The organism is Pseudomonas sp. Leaf58 (assembly GCF_003627215.1).
Taxonomy (GTDB): Bacteria; Pseudomonadota; Gammaproteobacteria; order Pseudomonadales; family Pseudomonadaceae; genus Aquipseudomonas.
The window spans coordinates 349,853-373,705 of sequence record NZ_CP032677.1 but is presented as its reverse complement, the minus strand read 5'-3'; the positions used below and the strand labels follow the sequence as shown (position 1 = coordinate 373,705).

The window sequence follows — 23,853 nt, the reverse complement described above, 5'->3', positions numbered from 1 at the left end:
AGTGCTCAGCACCTCGCCGATAAGGCTACGCTGGCTGTCGAGGAAACGGTTGAAACCGCGGGCCAGGTCGCCCAGTTCATCCTGACGCGAATCGTCCAAGCGGTGGCTGAGGTCACCCGCGCCGCTGCCAATCTGCACCAGCGCGCCAGTGACGCGGCGGATCGGGCGTACCAGGCCACGCGCCAGCAGCACCACCAGCAGCAGCGACACCAAGGCCACGCCGCCGCCTATCAGGCTGGTCAGCCACACCGCCTGGTGCATTGGCGCATAAATTTCCTGTTCCGGCACCTCGGCCACCAAGGTCCAGTTGAGGTCGCGCAGCGGCAGGCCAAGCGCCAGGTAGCTTTCGCCATCTCGGTTGAAGCGGCTGCTGCGCAAGCCCTCGCCACCGCTCATTACCGCCTTGGCAGCCTCTGCACCGAGCTGCTCGGTGAGCTGGCGCTTGCCACTGAAGGCTGCATCCGGGTGCACCTGGATAAGGCCATCATTACGCACCAGGAACACCTTGCCGCGCTCGCCGAAACTGAAGTCGTGGATGAGTTGCGATAGCGCGGTCATGCGCAGGCCCATGCCTGCCACGCCGATCAGCTTGCCGGCCTTTTCCACACGGTAATCGATGAACAGTGCCAACTCGCCAGTGGCACCGTCGATGTCGATGTTGATCAGGCGCTCGGCGCCGCTATCGATGTAGCCGTAGAACCATTTGTCCTTGGGGTTGCTGCGGCTGAGCGTACGGTCCAGGCCGTTCTCATTGTAGTAATGGCCGGTTTCAGTCGAAACGAACAGCGTGGTGAAGGCGTGACTACGCTGTTTGGCAGCCTGCAGGTATTCCACAAAGCGTGGCGCTTCGGCAGGGTCTTCACCGGCGGCAAGCCAGTCGCGCAGCAGTGTGTTGCCGGCAATGTCGGCCGCCGCCACCAGTGGCTGGCCGAGCATGCGCTCGATGTCGTTGCGAATGGCTTCGATGCTGGCTGGCAGGGCAGTGTCGACCAGGTAGCGCTCGGTGAGGCGGTTGAGCGCCACGGTGAAGATGATGACCACGACCAGGATGCTCGCCAGCAGGGCAGCGCCCATGCTGGTGATCAATTGCCACTGGATGCTCTTACGCCAGATACCCATGCCCTGCTCCCCGCAACATTATTGTTTTGCGGAAAGTGTATACACTTGCGTATCCAGTTAATCCAGTGATCTGAAGCAATCAGATGCACCTTGTGGGAGCGGGTTTACCCGCGAATGCGATGTAGCATTCACCGCCGCATTCGCGGGTGAACCCGCTCCTACAAAGAGTCGGTGCAGAACGTTATTGCTCGGCAATGGTCCGTACGATGGCGTCCACGGTTGCGTCGATCTGCGCCTGGGTACGCGCCAGAGTCTGTTGATGCTGTTTCTGCAACTCAACCTGCTTGGAGCAAAGGTTAAGGGCAGCCAGCACCAGGAGCTTGTCACCGATCAAGGTCGGGTACTGACGCTTGGTCTCGTTCAGGGCAGTGTTGAGCATCCGTACCGCCTGGGCCAGGGTTTCTTCCTGGCCTTCGGGCGCCTTGATCGAATAGTCGATGCCGAGTATCGACACGACATTGATCGGCTGCTCTAGCAGTCTCATGCGCCGACAACGCCCGCGCTGGCGCGCTCAACCAAGGCCTGGATACGTGCTGCGGTAGCACCGTTCTTCTCTTCCTGCTCCATCAGCGACAGCTGCAGGGTTTCGTTCTCTTCCTTGGCCTGGGCCAGTTGCTGACCGAGGGTGGCGTTTTGCTCAGTAAGTTGAGCGTTTTTCTGCATCAGGTCGCTGACCAGTTGCTCGATTTGATTCAGGGATGCTTCCAGCATGGGTCTATCTCAGGTTGTTGCGAGGGGCGCACACGATAAAGAAAAGTGCGGCCCATCGCCATTAAATATCGGATTCACAAGGTGTCTGACCCGCAGATTGACAGAGTAACCCCCGCCTTGTTCCGATCTGCGTCAACCGCCGGTCAGGAAAAGGTTAGCCACCTCACATTTTTAACCCGTCGCGCTCAAGACTGATCAGTCACGACCGATAGCTCGGCAAGCCTTTTTTCGTCGCACTTTGCGCACCCTTGCTCCCTTGTCTGGATCCTCCCCTCCATGTCTCTTCGCAATATGAATATCGCCCCGCGCGCGCTCCTCGGCTTCGCGCTTATCGGCCTATTGATGCTCGGCCTTGGCATCTTCTCCCTGGTGCAGATGGGCAACATCCGCCAAGCCGGCGTCGCCATCGAGCAGGTCAGCGTACCCAGCATCAAGCTGCTCGACGAGCTCACCGCGCTGAACCTGCGCATGCGCACCCTTTCCTACCGCCTGCTGCTCAACCGCGAGCCGGAAACCCAGCGCGACACCCTGAGCCTGCTGGACCAGCGCAACACCCAGATCGACCGCGCTCGCCAAGCCTACCTGGCGATGATCAGCGCCACCGACGAACAGGCTGCGTTCGACCAATACGGCCAGTTGCTCAACCAGTACCGTCAACTGGAGTCGCGCATGCGCACCCTGAGCCAGGCCAACCGCATCGATGAACTGCGCGACCTGCTCAACCGCGACCTGCTGGCCAACTCCGAGCAGATCAACAAGGTCATGGATACCCTGGTGCGCATCAACACCGAGCAGACCCGCGCCACCAACGAAAAAGCCGCCAACCAGTACGCAGCCGCCTTCGCCCTGGTCATCGGCTTGTTGATCGCCGCCAGCGTCCTGACCTTCCTGTGCGCCTACTTGCTGACCCGCAGCATCGTCAAACCCATTGAGGAAGCGCTAACGGCAGCCGAGCAGGTCGCCGACGGTGACCTGACCCACATCATCCGCGCCGAAGGCACCGACGAAGCTGCCCGCCTGCTGCGTGCGATGGCACGCATGCAGGACAAGCTGCGCGACACCCTGCAATTGATCGCCGGCTCCGCTACGCAGCTGGCCTCGGCTGCCGAAGAGCTGAATGCAGTCACCGATGAAAGCGCCCGGGGCCTGCAACAACAGAACAACGAAATTGAACAAGCTGCCACCGCCGTTACCGAAATGACCAGCGCGGTGGAAGAAGTGGCGCGCAATGCAGTGAGCACTTCCGAAGCATCCAGCGAAGTCAGCCGCTCGACCGGCGATGGTCGGGACCTGGTAATGGAAACCGTAGGTGCCATCGAGCGCATGAGCGGTGACGTGCAAGCTACTGCCACACTGATTACTCACCTGGCCGAACAGTCGCGGGACATTGGCAAGGTACTCGACGTGATCCGCGGCCTGGCTGACCAGACCAACTTGCTGGCGCTAAACGCGGCCATCGAAGCGGCGCGGGCCGGTGAGGCGGGCCGTGGGTTTGCCGTGGTGGCCGATGAAGTGCGGGCACTGGCCCACCGCACCCAGCAGTCGACCAGCGAGATCGAGCGGATGATTGGCACCATCCAGGGCGGTACCGAAAAGGCTGTGGAATCGATGCGCACCAGCACTGACCGCGCGGAATCGACCCTGAACATCGCCCGTGGCGCGGGCATGGCGCTGGACACAATTGCCGGGGCGGTGGCGCAGATCAATGAGCGTAACCTGGTGATCGCCAGTGCGGCGGAAGAGCAGGCGCAGGTGGCACGCGAAGTGGACCGCAACCTGGTGAACATCAATGACCTCTCGGTGCAAAGTGCCACCGGGGCGCATCAAACCAGTGCGGCGAGTGCTGAGTTGTCGCGCCTCGCCGTGGATTTGAATGGGTTGGTGGCACGCTTCCGTACCTGACCAGAACAACCTGGGGCTGCAAAGCAGCCCCCTGCAATTTCGGATCAGTAATCGATCCGCACATCCCCTTTCGGCACACTGCAGCACGACAGAATGTAGCCTTCGGCTTCGTCCTCTTCGGTAATACCACCGTTGTGCTCCATCTCCACTTCGCCGCCCAGCTTGAGCACCTTGCAGGTGCCGCAAATGCCCATACCGCAGGCTTTCGGGATCATCAAGCCAACCTTGGCCGCCGCCGCATGCACGGTCTCGCCTGGGGCGATGCGGATGCTCTTCTCGCTGCCGATGAACTCCACCAGGTTGAGGTCGGAGGCGTCCAGCTCCGGCGCGTCGGCAGCCTGCTCGGCGTGCTCGACCGCGTCGGCCTTGGCTTCCGGCGGCGTCGCACCAAACGACTCCTCGTGGTAGTTCTTCATGTCGAAACCAACCGCTTCGAGCATGCGCTTGACTGCACTCATGTACGGCGTCGGGCCGCAGCAGAACACCGTGCGCTCCATGTAATCCGGCGAAATCAGCTCCATCAGGCGCTGGTTCAGGTAGCCACGGTACCCCGCCCAAGGCTCACCCAGCCCGTGCTTCTCGCAAATGATGTGCAGGCTGAAGTTGGGGATGCGCGACGCCATCTGTTCCAGCTCGCGGTGATAAATGATGTCCTTCGGCGAACGGGCGCTGTGCACGAAGACCATGTCGACGTTGGCATTGGTGTCGTAGAACCAGCGCGCCATGGACATCACCGGGGTAATGCCCACGCCACCGGACAGGTACAGCACCTTGCCCGCGGGGAAGTCGATGGCGTTGAACAACCCGACTGGGCCGTGCACCGGCAGCTCGGCGCCTTCGTGCATGGTGTCATGGAGGAAGTTGGACACCAGGCCGCCCGGTACACGCTTGACGGTGATCGAGAAGCTGTAGGGCACCGACGGCGAGCTGGAAATGGTGTAGGAGCGCATCACCGGCTTGCCTTCGATCTCCAGCTCCAGGGTAACGAACTGCCCTGGCTTGAAGAAGAACATGATCGGTTGGTCGGCCATGAAGCAGAACGTGCGCACGTCCCAGGTCTCCTGGATGACCTTGACGCAGCGCACGATGTGGCGGCCGTTGGCCCAGGTCTGGGTAGTGACCGGATTGAGGAAGGTATCGGACATGTTCATCTCCAGCAGCCGACAATTGGCCTTTTTATGGCTTGGATAATGCGCAAGCTTGCGCCTGCGTACATTCCTGCCAGCGACATCGACGTGCTTATCGCGACCAGCCCCGCACCACAAGGGCTGCGTAGTCGTAATTCAATTCGGCCATGTCGCCCATGGATACGGTTCGTGACGCCTTCGGACGCACACTCCACGGCAAAACAACATGCTGTTTCTTGATGAGCAGCCTTGCGGCACCACAACAACGATTAGCCACCTTTTGCCGGCCGCATACGGCCCCGAGGAATACACGATGGACGTCACCGCAACCCTGAGCCTGGGCGATCCACTGGAAGCTGCACGCAAGGCTACCGCCGAGATGCTGCAGACCCGCGAGCGCACCTACTCGCTGCCCCAGCCTTTTTACACCGACGAGCGTCTGTTCCAGATCGACATGCAGGAGATCTTCCAGAAAGAATGGCTGATCGCCGGCATGACTTGCGAAATCCCGGCGAAAGGCAACTACATCACCTTGCAGATCGGCAATAACCCGATCCTGGTGGTACGTGGCGCCGAAGGTAAGGTGCACGCCTTCCATAACGTTTGCCGCCACCGCGGTTCGCGCTTGTGCGTGAGCGACAAAGGCAAAGTGGCCAAGCTGGTTTGCCACTACCACCAATGGACCTATGAACTGGACGGTCGCCTGCTGTTCGCCGGCACCGAAATGGGCGCCGACTTCGACATGAAGGAGTACGGCCTCAAGCCTGTCAACGTGAAGGTTGCCGGCGGCTACATCTTCATCAGCCTGGCGGAAAACCCGCCTGCCATCGACGAGTTCCTGGCTACCCTGGAACACTACATGGAACCGTACGACATGGAGAACACCAAGGTGGCGGTGCAAACCACCTTGATGGAAAAGGCCAACTGGAAACTGGTGCTGGAAAACAACCGCGAGTGCTACCACTGCTCCGGTTCGCACCCTGAGCTGCTGCAAACCCTGCTGGAATGGGACGACACCAACGACCCGCGTGCCAGCCAGGAATTCAAGGACCACGTGGCCAGCTCTGCGGCCGCCTGGGAAGCCGAGAAAATCCCGTACCTGCACAAGAGCCACGGCCTGCGTAACCGCATTGTGCGCATGCCGCTGCTCAAAGGCACCGTGTCGATGACCATGGACGGCAAACAGGCCTGCCAGAAGCTGATGGGCCGCATTCAGAACCCAGACCTCGGCTCGATGCGCATCCTGCACCTGCCGCACTCGTGGAACCACTGCATGGGCGACCACATGATCGTGTTCACCGTGTGGCCGATCAGCGCCCAGGAAACCATGGTCACCACCAAGTGGTTGGTGCACAAGGACGCCGTGGAAGGCGTGGATTACAACCCCGAGCACATGCGCAAGGTATGGGACGCCACCAACGACCAGGACCGTCGCCTGGCCGAAGAGAACCAGCGTGGCATCAACTCCACCGCGTACCAGCCTGGGCCGTACTCGAAAACCTACGAGTTTGGTGTGGTCAACTTCATTGACTGGTACAGCCAGCGAGTGCTGAACAACCTGGGAGCGGAACCTGCGCCTTACCTGAAGGAAGTGCAGGCACAATAAGCCCGACCCCCGCCACTGAACACCTTGGTGGCGGGGTCTTCCCCATCTTCATTCCCCGCCTGAAATGCGTTTCCCCCCTTCCCTGCAGCACTCGCCCTCAACAGATCCCTGATCACAATTTGATCAACTTGGTCAATCCCGCGTGGTCCCTCGCGTGCAGCGGTATTCATACACCTTATCCACAGAGCCACCAACAGAGTTTGTGAGCAATCGCGAAAGCCTTTGCACCACAGCTGTGGATAAGCGCTTCAAGGTCCTGATTATCAAGGTTTGACTGGTAAAAAGGCGCCTTTGATCATTTTTTGAACAAATTCTTCGAGGCCTTTGAATACGCGGCTCGCAGCCACTATCGAACAGATTATCCACAGAGGGGCTAACAGCGATTGTGGGCAAAAACACCAAGATGCTGATGCGCATGCCGTGAGAGAAGCTGATCGGTTTTTGATCAAATACATGGAAGCGGCGTGGTACAAGGCCTGCGGCCATGCGCCAACACTTTACCCACAGGGTGACGAACAGATTTGGTGGGCAAAAGCGTCGCAGTCAATGCTGTGAATTGAATATAGGAACGGCCTTGTGTCGCGACGGGCTGCGTAGCAGCCCCGGCAATCCTGAGTGGGACTCAAGACCCTGGGGCCTGCTGCGCAGCCCATCGCGACGCAAGGCCGCTCCTATACAGCTCTGCGTCTAGCGGAGGACGCCCTCTTCCAGCAACAGCTTGAGGATGGCTTCGGCGCCTTCCTGCGGAGTAACGTCCTTCAACACCTTGCCACCGCCGCCACTGGCCTTGGCCGTTGCGGCCTTCATCCGGTCGGCACCGCTCTTGGCCTTGATCACCTTAAGCCGCTTGGGCCGTGGGCGAGCCGGTTGCAGTTCGGCCTCCGCCAGCAGTTCGTCGTCGACAATTGCCACGTTGCGCGCCGCCAAAACACCCCGGCGAGCCGGCCCGAAGGCGCTCTGGCGCGGCTTGGGCGCAGCGTTATCCACAGTTGCCAGCAACGGCAAGCGCACCTTCAGCCGACGCCGCTGACCACGCGGCAAGGCCTGCAGTATCTGGGCGGTGCCGTTGTCGATCGACTCCACCTCGGCCAAACCCACGATCAACGGCCAACCAAGCTTCTCGGCCAGCAGGAACGGCAACATGCCGGACCCCTCGCCCGTCTCGGCTTGGCTGCCAGTCAATACCAGCTGCGCCCCGGCGTCGCGCAGGTAATCCCCAAGCACGCCCAGCACATCGGCGCCAGCCGGCTGCTCCAGCACGTCCAAGTGGTCCAGGCCCATGCCCAGGTAGGCACGCAGCGCTTCTTCACGCGGGTCGCCGGCATGCACCACCTGCAAGTTATCCCCAGCCAGCTGCAAACCCAGCTCCACGGCGCGCGCGTCCTGCTCGGCGCGGCGGGCGCGGCCGGAGCTGGGGTGGGCACCGATGGAAACCAGGCTGATCACTTTAGTACTCATGCTCGTGCCCTTATGCCGCGTCGCGCTGGCCGCCGCTGCGGTAGTTATCCACAGCCTCGATCAGTGCCTTGAGAATCGCCGAGCTGTCGCCAATCACCGACAGGTCGGCCCGTTTGATCATGTCGCAGCCCGGGTCCATGTTGATCGCCACCACCTTGTCGCAGGCGCCAATGCCCTGCAGGTGCTGGATGGCCCCAGAGATACCCACAGCCACATAAACCCGTGCGGTAACCCAGGTACCGGTGGCGCCCACCTGGCGATTGCGCGGCATGAAACCGTCGTCCACTGCCACCCGCGAGGCGCCTTCGGTGGCGCCCAGGGCCGCGGTGGCCTGGTGGTACAGGTCCCAATCCTTGACGCCGTTACCGCCCGAGACGATGAACTCGGCCTCGGCCATGGCAATGGTAGCCGGGTCCACGGCCACCGAACCAAGGTCTTCGATGCGCGACAGGCTGCGCGCCACGCTTGTGGACAACTCCACTGGCAGCGCTTCGTGACGGGTTTCGCTGACCGGCTCGGCACACTCTGCCGCCGCCAGGATCAACCGCGGTACGGTGCGCTGCAGGTCTTGCTGGCCCGCCCCGGCACGGCCGATGCACTGGCCGTCCTTGACCTGCCATACCCGCGTTGCCGGGCGTTCGCCCAGCGCTGCGCCCAGGCGCCGGCCCAGTTCGCCGCCACCAGTGCGGCTGTCGGGCAGCAACCAGTGACGGGGGGTGAATTGGTTATCCACAGCCCGCAGGCCCTGCACCAGTTGCTCCGGTGCATAACCCTCGAAGGCCTCGCCCTCGATGACCAGCAGGCGGTCGACCCCGGCTGTGGAAAAGTTGCTTTCCTTGTGCTCACCAAACACCACCGCCAGCACCGCGCCGTCGCTGCCGGCCAGGCTGTGGGCCAGGCCGAGCAGGTCGCGGTCGTGACTGCTCAGGCGGCCGCCAACCATGTCTGGCACCACGGCAATGTAGAACGCCGGTGCCGGTACTTGGTGCAGCGGCAACTTGACCTCCGCCGCCGCCGTACGCCGCCCGCCCACACCGGTGCCCTGCTGGGCGCCGCTGCGGTCGATGCGCTTGATGCCGGCCGGGCCGATGAAGCCCGCAGCAAGCGCATGGGGGTTCTTGCGGATGACGCCGTTAGGCCCCATCCAACTGGTCTGTTGCGTTTGCATGGCCGCGTGCAACGGGTGCAGGCGGTTACGGGCGATCCACTCGGCGCGCGGGTCGCGGCGGATAATGTCGCTCATCAGTGCACCTCCGCAGGTTCACGTTTAGCCGTTTGCGGCTTTGGGGCGGCAGGGGTGTCCTCTTCGATCAGCACGTCGGCGACCAATTCGGCCAGGTCCTTGATCTGTGGGCGCGGCTCAACCACACCTTCGAGCATGGCGGTGCACTGTGGGCAACCCACAGCCACCAACTCGGCCTCGGTCTCGCGAATGTCGTCCATACGCATGTCGGGGATACGCTGCTTGCCCGGGATGTCGGTAATCGGCGCTCCGCCGCCACCGCCGCAGCAGCGCGAGCGGAAGCCCGAACGTTCCATTTCGCGTACTTCGATACCCAGCGCCTTGAGCACTTCACGCGGGGCTTCGTACTCACCGTTGTAGCGGCCCAGGTAGCACGGGTCGTGGTAGGTGACGCTGCCGCCCTTGTGTTGGCCGAGGTTCAACTTCTTGGCTGCGATCAGTTCGGCGATGTAGGTGCTGTGGTGCTGCACCTGGTAGTCGCCGCCCAAAGCGCCGTACTCGTTTTTCAGCACATGGAAGCTGTGCGGGTCGCAGGTGACGATGCGCTGGAACTTGTACTTGGCCAGGGTCTGGATATTGCGCTTGGCCAGCTGCTGGAAGGTCGCTTCGTCACCCAGGCGACGTGCCACGTCGCCGCTGTCGCGTTCTTCCAGGCCGAGCACGGCAAAGTCCACGCCGGAAGCCTTGAGCACTTTGACGAACGAACGCAGGGTGCGCTGGTTGCGCATGTCGAAGGCACCGTCACCGACCCAGAACAGCACCTCGGTGGTTTGCACCTCCGACAGCAGTTGCAGGTTGAGGTCGGCGGCCCAGTTCATGCGCCCGCCAGGGGCGAAACCGCCCGGGTTGTCAGTGGCGATCAGGTTTTCCAGCACCTCGGCGCCCTTGTTCGGGGTAGCGCCCTTTTCCAGGGTGAGGTGGCGGCGCATGTCGACGATGGCATCGACGTGCTCGATCATCATCGGGCATTCCTCGACGCAGGCACGGCAGGTGGTGCACGACCACAGCGTTTCGGCGTCGACCAGGCCATTGACGATCGGCTGGTGCGGGTGGCCGCCATGCTCGCCGATTGGCTTGCCCGGGTACGGGCTGCCGGCAAACTGGGCGTCGGTGCCACCGGCCAGGCCGATGACCATGTCCTGGATGAGCTTTTTCGGGTTCAGCGGCTGGCCGGCGGCAAAGGCCGGGCACATGGCTTCACATTTACCGCACTGCACGCAGGCATCGAAGCCCAGCAGCTGGTTCCAGGTGAAGTCCACCGGTTTTTCCACACCCAGCGGTGCGTTCGGGTCTTCCAGGTCCAGCGGCTTGAGGCCAGTGGAGCGGCCGCCGCCGAAGCGCTCGGCACGGCGGTGCCAGGCCAGGTGCAGGGCACCTGCGAAGGCGTGTTTCATCGGCCCGCCCCAGGTCATGCCGAAGAACAGCTCCGACACACCCCACAGCACCCCCAGGCCGAGAATGGCGACCATTACCCAGCCACCGGTATTGGCCGGCAGGATGCCGGCGACCGGCAACGTGGCAATGAAGAAGCTTGCGGCAAACACCAGCAGGCTCTTCGGCAGGCGCATCCACGGGCCTTTGGACAGGCGCGCAGGCGGGTTGAGGCGGCGTTTGAAGACGAAGATGGCACCGGTGAACATGATCACCGTGGCCACCAGCAGCGCGTAGCCAAGAATCTTGCTCTGCAGGCCGAAGCCGTGCACCAGGATCGCCAGCGCGGCCGACAGCACGAAGCCGCCAGCGGTGGCCACGTGGGTCTTGGACATGTACTTGTCGCGCTCGACCACGTGGTGCAGGTCCACCAGGTAACGGCGCGGCATGGCCAGCAGGCCGCCGATCAGGTTGACCTTGGAGGGCCGGCCACGCCGCCACATGCGCACCCGGCGCAGGGCGCCGAGCACTGCCAGACCAAGGGCAGCGAACAGCAGGATGGGTAGAAGGGTGTTCAACATGGGAGGCTCCCACAACAGCGGTTGCAAGGGGATCAGGCCCCTGGAATCCTGCACCGACCTTGTGGGAGCGGGCGGGCCCGCGAATGCGTCAGTTCAAACAACTTTGTTGTTCATGCCTACGCATTCGCGGGCCCGCCCGCTCCCACCGGGGCCGGTGTGTGCCGACAGTGCGATCAGAAGTCCTTGCACAGGCGCAAGGCGTCGTAAATCGCCGCATGCACGTTGCGCTGGGCCACGCAGTCGCCGATGCGGTACAGCAGGTAGCCCTCGCCCGGCTGGCTGAGGATCGGCTGTGGCTTGATGGCGAACAACGCCTCCACATCGATCTGGCCTTTGTTGCGCGAACCTTCCTTCAGCGCGTAGTACAGCTGCTCGTCAGGGCGCACGCCGTTCTCTACCACCACCTGGTCGACCACGCGTTCTTCCTTGGCGCCGGTGTATTCGTTTTCCAGCACCGCCACCAGCTTGTCGCCTTCGCGGTAGACCTTTTCCAGCATCATGTCGCCGGTCATGATCACTTCTTTGGGGTACATGCTGCGGTAGTAGGTCGGGAAGGTGGTACCGCCCATGGCCACCCCGGGCTTGATATCGTCAGTGACGATCTCGACCTGGCTGCCCTTGTCGGCGATGAAGTCGGCCACCGACATGCCGGTGAACTCGCAGATGGTGTCGTACACCAGCACGTTCTTGCCCGGCGCAACCTTGCCGTCGAGCACGTCCCAACTGCTGACCACCAGCCCTTCGGCGGCGCCCCAGTGTTCGTTTTGCTCCAGGAACGAATGCCCGCCCACTGCCAACACGATCACGTCGGGGCGCAGGTCCTGAATGGCGGCCGCGTCAGCGGCAGTGCCCAGGCGCAGGTCAACCTTCAGGCGCGCCAGCTCCAGCTGGTACCAGCGGGTGATACCGGCAATCTGGTCACGCTGCGGGGCCTTGGCGGCGATGGTGATCTGCCCGCCGATCTGGTCCTTTTTCTCGAACAGGGTCACGTCGTGGCCACGTTCGGCAGCCACCCGGGCCGCTTCCATGCCAGCAGGGCCGGCGCCAACCACCACCACCTTGCGCTTGACGCCGGTGGTCTTCTCGATGATGTGCGGCACGCCCATGTATTCACGGGAGGTCGCGGCGTTCTGGATGCACAGCACATCCAGGCCCTGGTACTGGCGGTCGATGCAGTAGTTGGCACCGACGCACTGCTTGATCTGGTCAATCTGGCCCATTTTGATCTTGGCGATCAGGTGCGGGTCGGCCATGTGCGCACGGGTCATGCCGACCATGTCCACGTAGCCGCCTTCAAGAATGCGCGTGGCCTGGTTCGGGTCCTTGATGTTCTGCGCGTGCAGCACCGGGACCTTGACCACTTCCTTGATGCCGGCCGCCAGGTGCAGGAACGGCTCCGGCGGGTAGCTCATGTTGGGGATGACGTTGGCCAGGGTGTTGTGGGTGTCGCAACCCGAGCCGACCACGCCGATGAAGTCGAGCATGCCGGTGCCGTCGTAGTAGGCAGCGATCTGCTTCATGTCCTCATGGCTGAGGCCATCGGGGTGGAACTCGTCGCCACAGATACGCATGCCCACGCAGAAGTCATCACCGACTTCGGCACGCACGGCTTTTAGCACTTCCAGGCCGAACTTCATGCGGCCTTCAAAGGTACCGCCCCACTCGTCGGTACGCTTGTTGACCCGCGGGCTCCAGAACTGGTCGATCATGTGCTGGTGCACGGCCGACAGCTCAACCCCGTCCAGGCCGCCTTCTTTGGCGCGGCGGGCAGCTTGTGCGTAGTTGCCGATCACGCGCCAAATTTCTTCCACCTCGATGGTTTTGCAGGTGGCGCGGTGCACGGGTTCACGAATACCCGACGGCGACATCAGGGTCGGCCAGTTGAAGCCGTCCCAGCGCGAGCGACGGCCCATGTGGGTAATCTGGATCATGATCTTGGCGCCATGCTTGTGCATGGCGTCGGCGAGGTTTTGGAAATGCGGGATGATGCGGTCGGTCGACAGGTTGACCGATGCCCACCATTCCTGCGGGCTGTCGATGGCCACCACCGACGAGCCGCCGCAAATCGCCAGGCCGATACCGCCCTTGGCCTTTTCTTCGTAGTACTTCACGTAGCGGTCGGTCGTCATGCCGCCGTCAGTGGCGTAGACCTCGGCGTGCGCGGTGCTGAGCACACGGTTGCGGATGGTCAGTTTACCGATCTGAATCGGCTGGAACATTGCTTCGAATGCCATGACGCTATCTCCGGCTTACAACGGCTTTGTAACGAACAGGCCATCTTCGTGGCCTTCTTCCGACCCGCCGTAGACCTGTTCGGCCACGGTGCGGATCGAGCTGCCACGGGCAGCGAGAATTTGGTCCATGGCGCCGGCGAACCAGCCGGTGAACATGTAGTCGACCTTGCGGCCACACTTGCCATAGACGTACACGAACGCAGAGTGCTTGAGCTTGACGCTGCAGGTGCCCTTGTCCAGGTCGATGTCCTGGATTTCAAACAGGCCCCAGCCACGCTGGCTCAGGCGCTTCATGTAGTGCTCGAACACCGCCACACCTTCCAGGCCGTGGCACTCGGCTTCTTTTTCACACCAGTGCCAGGCGGACTTGTAGCCGGCCTTGTAGAGGATTTCGGCGTAGGCGTCAGCGCCCAGCACTTCCTCGATGCCGATGTGGTTATTGACGAAGAAATGGCGCGGCACATACAGCATCGGCAGGGCGTCGCTGGTCCATACACCGGTTTCGGTATCCACTTCGATTGGCAATTGCGGGGCGATCTTGGCCATGGAAACTCAACTCCATAAAAATTTTTTGTTGGGATGCCCCGGCGTTGCTGGCAGGGGCTTTCAGGCTTGGAGAGCGGCTTACTCGCCCCACACGTCCTTGAGGACGTTGACCCAGTTCTCGCCCATGATCTTGCGCACCACGCGCTCGGAGTGGCCGCGCTTGAGCAAGGTTTCGGTGAGGTTGGGGAATTCGCCCACGGTACGGATGCCCAGCGGGTTGATGATCTTGCCGAAGTTGGTCAGGCGACGGGCGTAGCCCTTGTCGTGGGTGAGGTACTCGAAGAAGTCCTGGCCGTGGCCCTGGGTGAAGTCAGTACCGATACCGATAGCGTCTTCACCGACAATGTTCATGGTGTACTCGATGGCCTCGGCGTAGTCGTCGATGGTCGAGTCGATGCCCTTGGCCAGGAACGGCGCAAACATGGTCACGCCGACGAAGCCGCCGTGGTCGGCGATGAACTTCAGTTCTTCGTCCGACTTGTTGCGTGGGTGTTCTTTCAGGCCCGATGGCAGGCAGTGCGAGTAGCACACTGGCTTTTTCGATTCGAGGATGACTTCTTCGGAGGTCTTGGAGCCGACGTGGGACAGGTCGCACATGATGCCGACGCGGTTCATTTCGGCGACGATTTCGCGGCCGAAGCCCGACAGGCCGCCATCACGCTCGTAGCAACCGGTGCCTACCAGGTTTTGGGTGTTGTAGCACATCTGCACGATACCCACGCCCAGCTGCTTGAACACATCGACGTAGGCAATCTGGTCTTCGAACGCATGGGCGTTCTGGAAGCCGAAGAGGATGCCGGTCTTGCCCAGTTCCTTGGCCTTGCGGATGTCGGCGGTGGTGCGCACCGGCATTACCAGGTCACCGTTGTCGCGGATGAGCTTCTGGCTGGCAGCGATTTGGTCGACGGTTGCCTTGAAGCCTTCCCAGACCGATACCGTGCAGTTGGCTGCAGTCAGCCCGCCTTTGCGCATGTCCTCGAACAGCTCGCGGTTCCATTTGGCAATGATCAGGCCGTCGATGACGATACTGTCGGCGTGAAGTTCGGCTGGGCTCATCAGGCTGTCCCCTTTTATTGAATGGGTTGGCGCCAAACCTTATTGCCGGCGCTTTGGGGCCAGCATATGCCTGTGCCCAAAGGCGCCCCGATGCAAAAACGACAGGGGGTTTGCCGAAAGCGTCAATGCGCGACAACACGCCCTCTGGCATGCCGCCTGGCGATGAGAGAGAGTCTCGATAACGACATTTCTGGCCGCTTTATGAACATTTCGTCAGAGAGCTACCGCCTGGCCTTCGGCTGAGCGAGAATCCAGCGATTCGTCAGCCTGGTGAGGAGAAAAGGGATGAGATCAATGGCATGGCTGGTACTGCTGGCTGTCATATCGGGCGCGCAAGCCGGCGAGGAAGAAAGCACCCCGTGTGACAACGTCGAGACCGACCAGCAGACCTACGCCTGCGCTGCGTTCAACAAGCAGACCGCCGAGCGCGAACTGAAAGCGGCGTATGACGACCTGATCCAGCGCATTCGCGACCAGTATGCCGACGAAGGCGACCAAGCCGCCGCCCTGGTTGGGCGCATGGACACGGCCGAAAAGCTGTGGGCGCAGCTGCGCGATGCCGACTGCAAGGTCGAAACCTATGCCGAGAAACCCGGCAGCAAGGCCTTCCAGGCGGCCTGGGATACTTGCGTGGCGCAGCGCAGTGATGACCGCTCGGAGTATCTGCAATCCATTGGGCAGCAGTAGCCGCATTACCTGGGCAGGAAAAGCTTACGCCTTATTTGTCTTGGCAATTCGAACCACAGTGCATCCCAAGCGCCTCAGCCGAGGCGCTGGAATGACCTCAATCGGAAACCAAGACATGACTTCCAACCTCAGCAAAACCGACATGGACAGCGCCATTGCCGCCCTGAAAAAAGAAGGCGAAGAGCGCGCCGTAATGGTCGCCAACACCATCTGCATCTTTGCCCCCGACGTACCCGCCTCGATTGCGGAAGACGTCCTGGACGGCATGCGCCTGATGAACCTGTCGGCAAACAAGAAGTTCGACAAGGAAACCCAGCAGCGTGAGTGGTACAACTTCTACAACGACGGCCTGGGCAAGTTCGGCTGGACACTGACCGGCGCCGCTCATGTAGAAGAAGCGCTGGACAAGGACACCCACACGCTGGCAACCCTGGCGCCTGAAATTGTCACCGTGCAGATCGGCAGCAACCATCGGCTGAGCCGTTGCGTAAAGCGCTCCTTCGAAGTGATCGTGAAAACGCCAAAGGCACAGCAACTGCTCGAAGAGAGCAGCGTGAGCGTTTCGGGCAAATCCAGCACCATTCAGATTTCGGCCTGCGAAATGACGCCACAAGGGCTGCCGATCATGCACATGACCAGCGTTCAGCTGAGCTATGACAAAGCCGAGAAGGCCGCAGGCTCTGCCGGCCGCATCATCGACAAATCGAACACCCGTGTGTACCGGGCCTCGCAACAGGGCTCGTTCAGTGTTCGCCACTTCGGTGCCATGCGCGAAGCCGTCAGGCTGAAGCTGGCCAGTCAAGCGGCCGACATCCTGGCGCTGGACATCTGAGCCAAACTTGGCGCCGCCCTGCGGCGCCATTTTCCATTTTTACGTGCACACAAGGGCTTAACCATGCCCGCAATACCTGCCGCCCAACACCTCGAAGACCTCCACGCCTGCCTGCGCCTGTCGCAATTGGATGCAAACCTGGCTCACGACCGCCAGCAAGACGGCCAGCGCTGGTTCAGCCGTTTTCTGAAAACCCTGGAGGATTGCGGTGTCGAACTGTTCGACCGAACAACCAGGAGTTTCGACTGCACCCCCACGGATGCTGTGTTTCAGGAGGTCTTCGCCGGCTGGATTCCGGCACCTCAGGGTCGCAACCAAAGGTTCAGGCGGGTGGCAAGCGATGTCCTCAACGGCTTGAAACAGCCGGACCTCGCCCTACTGTGCAGTACATCGGCCAGCTCGCACATGCGCATCGAATTTGATGAGGATGACCATAACGGGCCAGTGGCGATTGTGTTCCACCTGTGGTGCGAGACCGCTGCGGATACCCCACGGACGCGCGTGGCCCTGCACCTGGATCACTTGGGCAGCAAACTCATGCCCGAGGCCTTCGAGGCCCAGCGAGTACGGATCGAGACCCAACTCCGGGCGCTGGCAGACCTCGATCAATTCTGATCAGCCAGTTGAGGCTTGAGTGCCTGCCGCTCTGCCCGTGGGCAACAGCCGAAGCGCCGTTTGTAGCAGCGCGTGAAGTACGACGGCAGCTCAAAACCGCACGCCACGCTGACCTGGGTGATGCTCATCTGCGTCTGACACAGCAGCTGTCGCGCCTTGTCCAGACGCAGGCCCAGATAAAACCCACTTGGCGTGTCATTCAAATACAAACGAAACAAGCGCTCCAATTGACGCCGGGTGACCTTGGCGCGGGCTGCCAGCTCCAATGTACTCAGTGGTAGCTCGGTATGCTTTTCCATTTCACCAATCACCTGCACCAGCTTGCGATTACTGATGCCATAGCGAGAGGCAATCTGCATCCGCTGGTGATCCTGGCGCGGCCGGATGCGACCGAGCACGAATTGCTCCGACACCTGCACCGCCAGCTCATTGCCATGGGCTTGCGCAATCAGGTCGAGCATCAGGTCGATCGAAGCGGTGCCCCCGGCACAGGTAATGCGCCGCCGGTCGATTTCGAACAACTCCTGGGTCACCTGCAGGCTCGGGTAATTCTCCTTGAACGCTTCCAGCGCCTCCCAGTGCACGGTGGCCCGGTGGCCATCGAGCAGTCCGGCTTCGGCCAGTAGCACTGCGCCGGTGTCAATGCCGCCCAATATCACCCCGTCGTGGTCCAGGCGGCGTAGCGCCTGGTGCAGCGCCGGCCCATAACAGGCCAGGGGGTCGAAACCGGCCACGATCAGCAACATGCTACCAGCCTCCCCCGCCGCCAGCGCCGCATCAGCGTTCACCGACATGCCATTGCTGGCCTGCACCGCGCCGCCATCCAGGCTTAGCACCTGCCAGCGGTACAACGGGCCTTTGAAGCGGTTGGCCACCCGCAGAGGCTCCAGGGCACTGATGAAACCCATGGCCGAGAAGCCGGGCAACAACAGGAAATGAATGATTTGCGGCATTGCATGCTCCACGGCAAAGGTGGTCGCCTCCGTGCAAGAGTTGGTCGCCAGGGTGCGATTTTCCACCCTGCCAGCAGGGTAGCTTCTTAACACGGCCCAGAGAGGTCGAATCCCCATAACAATATGCACTGCCGATGGAGAGCCACCATGCACAGCTTGATCCGCCGCAGCCTGTTGACCCTTGCCCTGAGCAGCATCGCCACTTCCCCACTGTTCGCCGCCGAACCTGCGGCCTGCAAGAACGTCCGCCTGGGCGTGGTCAACTGGACCGACGTCATTGCCACCAGCGCCATGGCCCAGGTGCTGCTGGACGGCCTGGGCTACCAGACCAAACAAACCAGCGCTTCGCAGCAGATCATTTTCGCCGGCATCCGCGACAAACGCCTGGACCTGTTCCTCGGTTACTGGAACCCGATCATGACCCAGACCATCACCCCATTCGTCGACGCCAAGCAAGTCAAGGTGCTCGACAAGCCCAGCCTGGAAGATGCGCGGGCCACCCTGGCAGTGCCCAAGTACCTGGCTGACAAGGGCTTGAAGACTTTCGCCGACATCCACCGGTTCGAAAAGCAACTGGGCGGCAAAATCTACGGCATCGAGCCCGGCTCCGGCGCCAACACCCAGATCAAGGCGATGATCGCCAAGAACCAGTTCGGCTTGGGCAAGTTCCAGCTGGTCGAGTCCAGCGAGGCCGGCATGCTCGCCGCCGTCGACCGCGCGGTGCGACGCAACGAGGCCGTGGTGTTTTTCGGCTGGGCGCCGCACCCGATGAACGTGAACATCGACATGGTCTACCTGGGCGACAGCCAGGACGCCCTGGGCCCTGATGAAGGCCGCGCGACGGTGTGGACGGTGACCGCGCCCGACTATGCCGAACGCTGCCCCAACGCCCACCGCCTGCTAGCCAACCTGACCTTCAGCGCCGAGGACGAGAGCCGCATGATGCAGCCGCTGCTCGACCACAAGGACGCGCTGGAATCAGCCCGCCAATGGCTCAACGACCACCCCGAGGACAAGGCCCGCTGGCTGCAAGGTGTGACCACCTTCGATGGCAAGCCGGCTGCCGACAACCTCAAGCTCACCGCCAACTGATCCGGCCCATTCGCGGGCAAGCCCGCTCCCACAGGTACAGCGCCGCACTCAAGATCAACTTGATCCTGTGGGAGCGGGCTTGCCCGCGAAAAGGCCAGCACAGACACCACGAGGAACCCCGCCATGAACCACGACGTCATCATCACTTGCGCCCTCACTGGCGCCGGCGACACCGCCTCGAAAAGCCACCTGGTGCCAGTCACCCCCAAACAGATCGCCGAAGCCGCCGTAGAAGCCGCCAAGGCCGGCGCCACTGTGGTGCACTGCCACGTACGTGACCCACAAACTGGCCGTTTCAGCCGTGACGTGGCGCTGTACCGCGAAGTCATGGAACGCATTCGCGAAGCCGACGTAGACATCATCGTCAACCTCACCGCCGGCATGGGCGGCGACCTGGAAATCGGCCCAGGCGAAACACCAATGGAATTCGGCTCAGGTACCGACCTGATCGGCCCACTGGAGCGCCTGGCCCACGTCGAAGCACTACTGCCGGAAATCTGCACCCTCGATTGCGGCACCCTCAACTTCGGCGATGGTAACTCGATCTACGTCTCCACCCCGGCGCAACTGCGTGCCGGCGCCAAGCGCATCACCGAGCTGGGGGTAAAGGCCGAACTGGAGATCTTCGACACCGGCCACCTGTGGTTCGCCAAGCAGATGATCAAGGAAGGCCTGCTCGACGACCCGTTGTTCCAGCTGTGCCTGGGCATACCGTGGGGCGCCCCAGCCGACACCACCACCATGAAGGCAATGGTCGACAACCTGCCGGCCAACGTCACCTGGGCCGGCTTTGGTATCGGCCGCATGCAGATGCCGATGGCGGCTCAAGCCGTGCTGCTCGGCGGCAACGTGCGGGTAGGCCTGGAAGACAACCTGTACCTGGACCGCGGCGTGCTGGCTAGTAACGGCCAGTTGGTCGAGCGCGCAGTGGAGATTATTTCGCGCCTGGGCGCCCGTGTGCTGACCCCAGCCGAAGGCCGGGAAAAAATGAACTTCAAACGCCGCTGATCCTTTCAACAATCTCGGCTGCAGCAGAGAACCTGGTGGGAGCGGGCATGCCCGCTCCCACAGGGATTGGCGCTCACCCGAAGAATTCAACTTAGCCTGAGGACTCGATATGCCTTTCATCACCGAGATCAAGACCTTCGCCGCCCTGGGTAGTGGCGTAATTGGCAGCGGCTGGGTAGCGCGCGCGCTGGCCCACGGCCTGGACGTGGTCGCCTGGGACCCGGCACCCGGCGCCGAACAGGCGCTGCGCCAGCGTATCGCCAACGCATGGCCGGCGCTGCAAAAACAAGGCTTGGCCCCAGGTGCGGCACAAGACCGCCTGAGGTTCGTGGCAACCGTTGAGGAATGCGTACGCGACGCCGATTTCATCCAGGAAAGCGCACCAGAACGGCTGGACCTGAAGCTTGACCTGCATGCGAAAATCAGCGTCGCTGCCAAGCCCAACGCTATCATCGGTAGCAGCACCTCGGGCCTCCTGCCCAGTGAGTTCTACGAGTCGGCCACCCACCCCGAACGCTGTGTGGTCGGCCACCCGTTCAACCCGGTGTACCTGCTGCCGCTGGTCGAGATCGTCGGCGGCAAACGCACCGCACCCGAGGCCATCGAAGCCGCCAAAGCCATCTACACCGCGCTGGGCATGCGCCCGCTGCACGTGCGCAAGGAGGTACCGGGGTTTATCGCCGACCGCCTGCTTGAAGCGCTGTGGCGCGAGGCCCTGCACCTGGTCAACGACGGCGTGGCCAGTACTGGTGAAATCGACGATGCCATCCGCTTTGGCGCCGGTTTGCGCTGGTCGTTCATGGGCACCTTCCTCACCTATACCCTGGCCGGGGGCGACGCTGGCATGCGCCACTTCATGGCCCAGTTCGGCCCCGCGCTGCAGTTGCCCTGGACCTACCTGCCAGCACCGCAGTTGACCGACAAGCTGATCGACGACGTGGTCGATGGCACCTCGCAACAACTGGGCGAACGCAGCATCGCCGCGCTGGAGCGCTATCGTGATGACACCCTGTTGGCGGTACTGGAAGCGGTAAAAACCAGCAAAGCACAGCACGGCATGGCCTTTGGCGATTGAGGAACACACGATGCCCGCACTGATCACTTACCGCACCCCGGTCCAGCAGGACTGGGTCGACTACAACGGGCACCTGCGCGATGCCTTTTACTTGCTGATCTTCAGCTACGCCACCGACGCGCTGATGGCGCGCATCGGCCTGGATGCGGACGACCGTGAGCAGAGCGGTAACTCGCTGTTCACCCTGGAAGCACACATCAACTACCTGCACGAAGTGAAGCTGGGCACTGAGGTATGGGTGCAAACGCAGATCCTCGGCTTCGATCGCAAGCGCCTGCACGTCTACCACAGCTTGCACCGGGCCGGGTTCGACGAGGTGCTGGCGGCCAGCGAGCAAATGCTGCTGCACGTGGACCTGGCGGGGCCGAGGTCGGCGCTGTTCAGTGAACGCAGTATCGAGCTGCTGCAGGGGTTGGTGGATGAACAACAGGACCTGCCACTGGCCGATTTCGTGGCCCGGGTAATGGGCTTGAATAGCAAACCCTGAAAGCGACCATGGCCGCACCTACAGGTGGGGTGCGGCGATTTTGCAGGCAAAAAATAACCCCGGAAAGCCGTGAGCATCCGGGGCCAAGAGCGAGCAACATCCACTGTGCACGAACGAGGGTGACCAAACCCTCCGTTGCGGTAGATGGCTTGAGTGTGCGCACTTCCCAGCAGGTGGATTTAGCCGGAAACGACCTGTTCTTAGCCAAAGCAGCCATGAGGCCATTCAGTGGTTGCGGGCATGTCGCCGTCGTCACAGAATCGGTCGTAAATCACAGCAGCACTCTCTTCGCAATAAAAGGGACAACAGCCATGATGCATGCGGATTTGATTGACCAGGACGATCTGGCAGGCCACCTGCGCGCGCGCGGGTTCGACATTCCGGCCGGGGCCAGTGCCGAGCAGGCCTGCGAGGCGGTGGTACGAGGGCTGAACGAGCCTAATGCGCGGGCCCTGAAGGGGATGGTGGAACAGATGTATACCGGTAGCGCGACAATTTTGCCGGCGGTGCGCCAGGCCATCGACAAACAGCTGTTGCCGGCGTTGGCGCAATTCAATAAGCGCGCCTGACTGATTTCTCCTGCACTGGCCTCTTCGCGGCAAGCCCGCGAAGAGGCCAGCTGCGTTTCAGAGCCTTACGCTGGCAAAGGTCGACTCGTTGCGCGCCTGGCTAAGGGCCGCCATCGGGCCGCTGTGCGGCGATAGGGTCAGGGCCTGCGGGATAGGCATCATCGCCACCTGCTGCGCGGTATTGGAACCCACGCGCTCATCACGCGGCGGAATGCCGAAGTACTCGCGGTAGCACTTGGAGAAGTGCGGGGTGGACACGAAGCCGCACACCGACGCCACTTCGATGATCGACATCGGCGTCTGCTTCAGCAGCTGCCGCGCACGAATCAGGCGCAGCTTCAGGTAGTACCGCGACGGCGAACAGTGCAGGTACTTCTGGAACAGGCGCTCGAGCTGCCGACGCGACACCGCCACGTAAACCGCCAGTTCATCCAGGTCGATCGGCTCTTCGAGGTTGGCCTCCATCAGCGCGACGATTTCCTGCAGCTTCGGCTGGTTGGTGCCGAGCATGTGCTTGAGCGGCACGCGCTGGTGGTCCTGCTCGTTGCGGATACGCTCGTAGACGAACATTTCGGAGATCGCCGCCGACAGCTCACGGCCGTGGTCGCGGCTAATCAGGTGCAGCATCATGTCCAGCGGCGCAGTGCCGCCGGAGCTGGTGAAGCGGTTGCGGTCGAGGGTGAATAGGCGAGTACTCATGTTGACCCGCGGGTAGGCTTCCTGCATGGCTGCCAGGCACTCCCAGTGCACGCTGCAGTCGAAGCCGTCGAGCAGGCCGGCACAAGCCAGCGCCCAGCTGCCGGTGCACACGGCCCCCAGACGGCGCGACTGGCGCGCCTGGGCCTGCAGCCAGGTGACATGCTCACGGGTAACGGTACGCTGGATACCGACGCCTCCGCACACAATCACCGTGTCGATGGGCGGGGCGCTGTGCATGGCTGCATCGGGGGTGATCTGCAAGCCATCACTGGCCCACACCTGGCCACCATCGACGGTCAACGTGTGCCAGCGGTACAGCTCGCGGCCGGACAGCTGGTTGGCCATGCGCAGCGGCTCGACGGCTGATGCCAGGGAAATCAGGGTGAAATTGTCCAGGAGAAGAAACCCGATGGACTGGGGAGCTGTGCGGTTCTGGGTTGGGTTCCCGGAGGTGTAGGACGTCATCGCGGTTTCTCCTCACACAAATGCAGGGTATGCCTCAGGCGGGCACTGATTTCTTGTTATTGACCCCCGTGTCGTTCGCAGGGGCTTACTGCCAAACTCAACGCAAACGCCGTGCCGGAAATTGAACGGCTATCCGAAAAAACCTGAAAACGACGCCTTTATTCGGCAAATCAGGTGCTTTGATCGAGTCGGCCAGATTTCGCAAACGCGCGTGCTAGGCGCCGTGCATGTAACCGCTGAGCAATTTGGTGACACGCGCAGTGTAAGTTGCCCAGAAACGACACTCTTGAGTGTCACCGACAATGCCCGCATTGATAACGACACCCGACGATCGGTATGCGCCGCACTGCACCATAAGGGAGCACTGGTAGTGGTTTTGCACCGTATTTAAATTCACCGGCCTCTTCGCGGGTAAAC

The 23,853-nt window shown here is 62.0% G+C and carries 21 protein-coding genes and 1 pseudogene; 10 read left to right on the top strand and 12 right to left on the bottom strand.

The genetic code is table 11. The features are described from left to right. Positions 1-45 precede the first annotated feature (45 nt). From DV532_RS31115 to DV532_RS01650, 3 genes and pseudogenes are all read right to left on the bottom strand, one after another. Positions 46-1,074, bottom strand: a pseudogene (locus DV532_RS31115) (cache domain-containing protein); the annotation flags it as partial. Between the two features lie 226 nt (positions 1,075-1,300). After that, positions 1,301-1,603: a cell division protein ZapA gene (locus DV532_RS01655; protein ID WP_056805719.1), complete on the bottom strand. Its 303-nt coding sequence runs from the start codon at positions 1,601-1,603 to the stop codon at positions 1,301-1,303. Further along, positions 1,600-1,830: a hypothetical protein gene (locus tag DV532_RS01650; protein ID WP_056805722.1), complete on the bottom strand. Its 231-nt coding sequence runs from the start codon at positions 1,828-1,830 to the stop codon at positions 1,600-1,602. Before DV532_RS01650 ends, DV532_RS01655 begins: the two co-directional genes overlap by 4 nt. A 276-nt stretch (positions 1,831-2,106) precedes the next feature. Between DV532_RS01650 and DV532_RS01645 the strand changes: the two genes are divergently transcribed. Then, positions 2,107-3,732, top strand: coding sequence for a methyl-accepting chemotaxis protein (locus DV532_RS01645; RefSeq protein ID WP_056805726.1), 1,626 nt, complete (start codon positions 2,107-2,109; stop codon positions 3,730-3,732). A 44-nt stretch (positions 3,733-3,776) separates the two neighbouring features. Here the strand turns inward: DV532_RS01645 and gbcB are convergent, their stop codons facing one another. After that, positions 3,777-4,877 (bottom strand): glycine-betaine demethylase subunit GbcB, encoded by a 1,101-nt coding sequence (gene gbcB, locus DV532_RS01640; RefSeq protein ID WP_056805731.1) that lies wholly within the window; start codon positions 4,875-4,877, stop codon positions 3,777-3,779. A gap of 295 nt (positions 4,878-5,172) precedes the next feature. On the opposite strand from gbcB, the gene gbcA reads away from it, so the two are divergent. After that, positions 5,173-6,465, top strand: coding sequence for a glycine-betaine demethylase subunit GbcA (gene gbcA / locus DV532_RS01630; RefSeq protein WP_056805735.1), 1,293 nt, complete (start codon positions 5,173-5,175; stop codon positions 6,463-6,465). Between the two features lie 687 nt (positions 6,466-7,152). On the opposite strand, the gene DV532_RS01625 is transcribed toward gbcA, so the two are convergent. The 6 genes from DV532_RS01625 to DV532_RS01600 form a co-directional block, all read right to left on the bottom strand. Beyond that, the gene (locus DV532_RS01625) at positions 7,153-7,923 is read right to left on the bottom strand and encodes an electron transfer flavoprotein subunit beta (RefSeq protein WP_056805738.1); all 771 of its coding nucleotides are present in this window, start codon (positions 7,921-7,923) and stop codon (positions 7,153-7,155) included. A 10-nt stretch (positions 7,924-7,933) separates the two neighbouring features. Next, the gene (locus tag DV532_RS01620; protein ID WP_056805740.1) at positions 7,934-9,166 is read right to left on the bottom strand and encodes an electron transfer flavoprotein subunit alpha/FixB family protein; all 1,233 of its coding nucleotides are present in this window, start codon (positions 9,164-9,166) and stop codon (positions 7,934-7,936) included. After that, the gene (gene dgcB / locus DV532_RS01615; protein ID WP_056805744.1) at positions 9,166-11,118 is read right to left on the bottom strand and encodes a dimethylglycine demethylation protein DgcB; all 1,953 of its coding nucleotides are present in this window, start codon (positions 11,116-11,118) and stop codon (positions 9,166-9,168) included. Before dgcB ends, DV532_RS01620 begins: the two co-directional genes overlap by 1 nt. A gap of 173 nt (positions 11,119-11,291) precedes the next feature. After that, positions 11,292-13,352 carry a dimethylglycine demethylation protein DgcA gene (gene dgcA, locus DV532_RS01610; RefSeq protein ID WP_056805746.1) on the bottom strand — a complete coding sequence of 687 codons (2,061 nt, stop codon included), beginning with the start codon at positions 13,350-13,352 and terminating at the stop codon, positions 11,292-11,294. A gap of 15 nt (positions 13,353-13,367) precedes the next feature. After that, entirely contained in the window at positions 13,368-13,898 is a 531-nt protein-coding gene (locus tag DV532_RS01605; protein WP_056805749.1) for a DUF5943 domain-containing protein, read from the bottom strand. A gap of 78 nt (positions 13,899-13,976) precedes the next feature. Beyond that, positions 13,977-14,954 (bottom strand): dipeptidase, encoded by a 978-nt coding sequence (locus DV532_RS01600; protein WP_033703163.1) that lies wholly within the window; start codon positions 14,952-14,954, stop codon positions 13,977-13,979. A gap of 285 nt (positions 14,955-15,239) precedes the next feature. Here DV532_RS01600 and DV532_RS01595 point away from each other — a divergent pair, with 285 nt between their 5' ends. From DV532_RS01595 to DV532_RS01585, 3 genes are all read left to right on the top strand, one after another. Then, a complete protein-coding gene (locus tag DV532_RS01595) occupies positions 15,240-15,641 on the top strand; it encodes a lysozyme inhibitor LprI family protein (RefSeq protein ID WP_056805751.1) in 402 nt (133 codons plus the stop codon). Between the two features lie 115 nt (positions 15,642-15,756). Beyond that, entirely contained in the window at positions 15,757-16,473 is a 717-nt protein-coding gene (locus DV532_RS01590; protein ID WP_236707556.1) for a hypothetical protein, read from the top strand. A gap of 63 nt (positions 16,474-16,536) precedes the next feature. Then, a complete protein-coding gene (locus DV532_RS01585) occupies positions 16,537-17,088 on the top strand; it encodes a hypothetical protein (RefSeq protein ID WP_056805754.1) in 552 nt (183 codons plus the stop codon). Here DV532_RS01585 and DV532_RS01580 read toward each other — a convergent pair. Continuing rightward, a complete protein-coding gene (locus DV532_RS01580) occupies positions 17,079-18,041 on the bottom strand; it encodes a GlxA family transcriptional regulator (RefSeq protein WP_056805758.1) in 963 nt (320 codons plus the stop codon). The genes DV532_RS01585 and DV532_RS01580 overlap by 10 nt on opposite strands. A gap of 147 nt (positions 18,042-18,188) precedes the next feature. On the opposite strand from DV532_RS01580, the gene choX reads away from it, so the two are divergent. From choX to DV532_RS01555, 5 genes are all read left to right on the top strand, one after another. Then, entirely contained in the window at positions 18,189-19,133 is a 945-nt protein-coding gene (gene choX, locus DV532_RS01575; RefSeq protein ID WP_056805761.1) for a choline ABC transporter substrate-binding protein, read from the top strand. 123 nt (positions 19,134-19,256) lie between these two features. After that, positions 19,257-20,141, top strand: coding sequence for a 3-keto-5-aminohexanoate cleavage protein (locus DV532_RS01570; RefSeq protein WP_056805764.1), 885 nt, complete (start codon positions 19,257-19,259; stop codon positions 20,139-20,141). A gap of 109 nt (positions 20,142-20,250) precedes the next feature. Further along, on the top strand, positions 20,251-21,216 hold the full coding sequence (locus tag DV532_RS01565) for an L-carnitine dehydrogenase (RefSeq protein ID WP_056805767.1): 966 nt from the start codon (positions 20,251-20,253) through the stop codon (positions 21,214-21,216). Between the two features lie 10 nt (positions 21,217-21,226). Then, complete coding sequence (locus DV532_RS01560; RefSeq protein WP_056805770.1) at positions 21,227-21,703, top strand: thioesterase family protein; 477 nt, start codon at positions 21,227-21,229, stop codon at positions 21,701-21,703. 311 nt (positions 21,704-22,014) lie between these two features. After that, on the top strand, positions 22,015-22,272 hold the full coding sequence (locus DV532_RS01555; protein ID WP_021782639.1) for a hypothetical protein: 258 nt from the start codon (positions 22,015-22,017) through the stop codon (positions 22,270-22,272). 57 nt (positions 22,273-22,329) lie between these two features. Here DV532_RS01555 and DV532_RS01550 read toward each other — a convergent pair whose 3' ends face one another. Beyond that, a complete protein-coding gene (locus DV532_RS01550) occupies positions 22,330-23,436 on the bottom strand; it encodes a GlxA family transcriptional regulator (RefSeq protein WP_056805772.1) in 1,107 nt (368 codons plus the stop codon). Positions 23,437-23,853 lie beyond the last annotated feature (417 nt).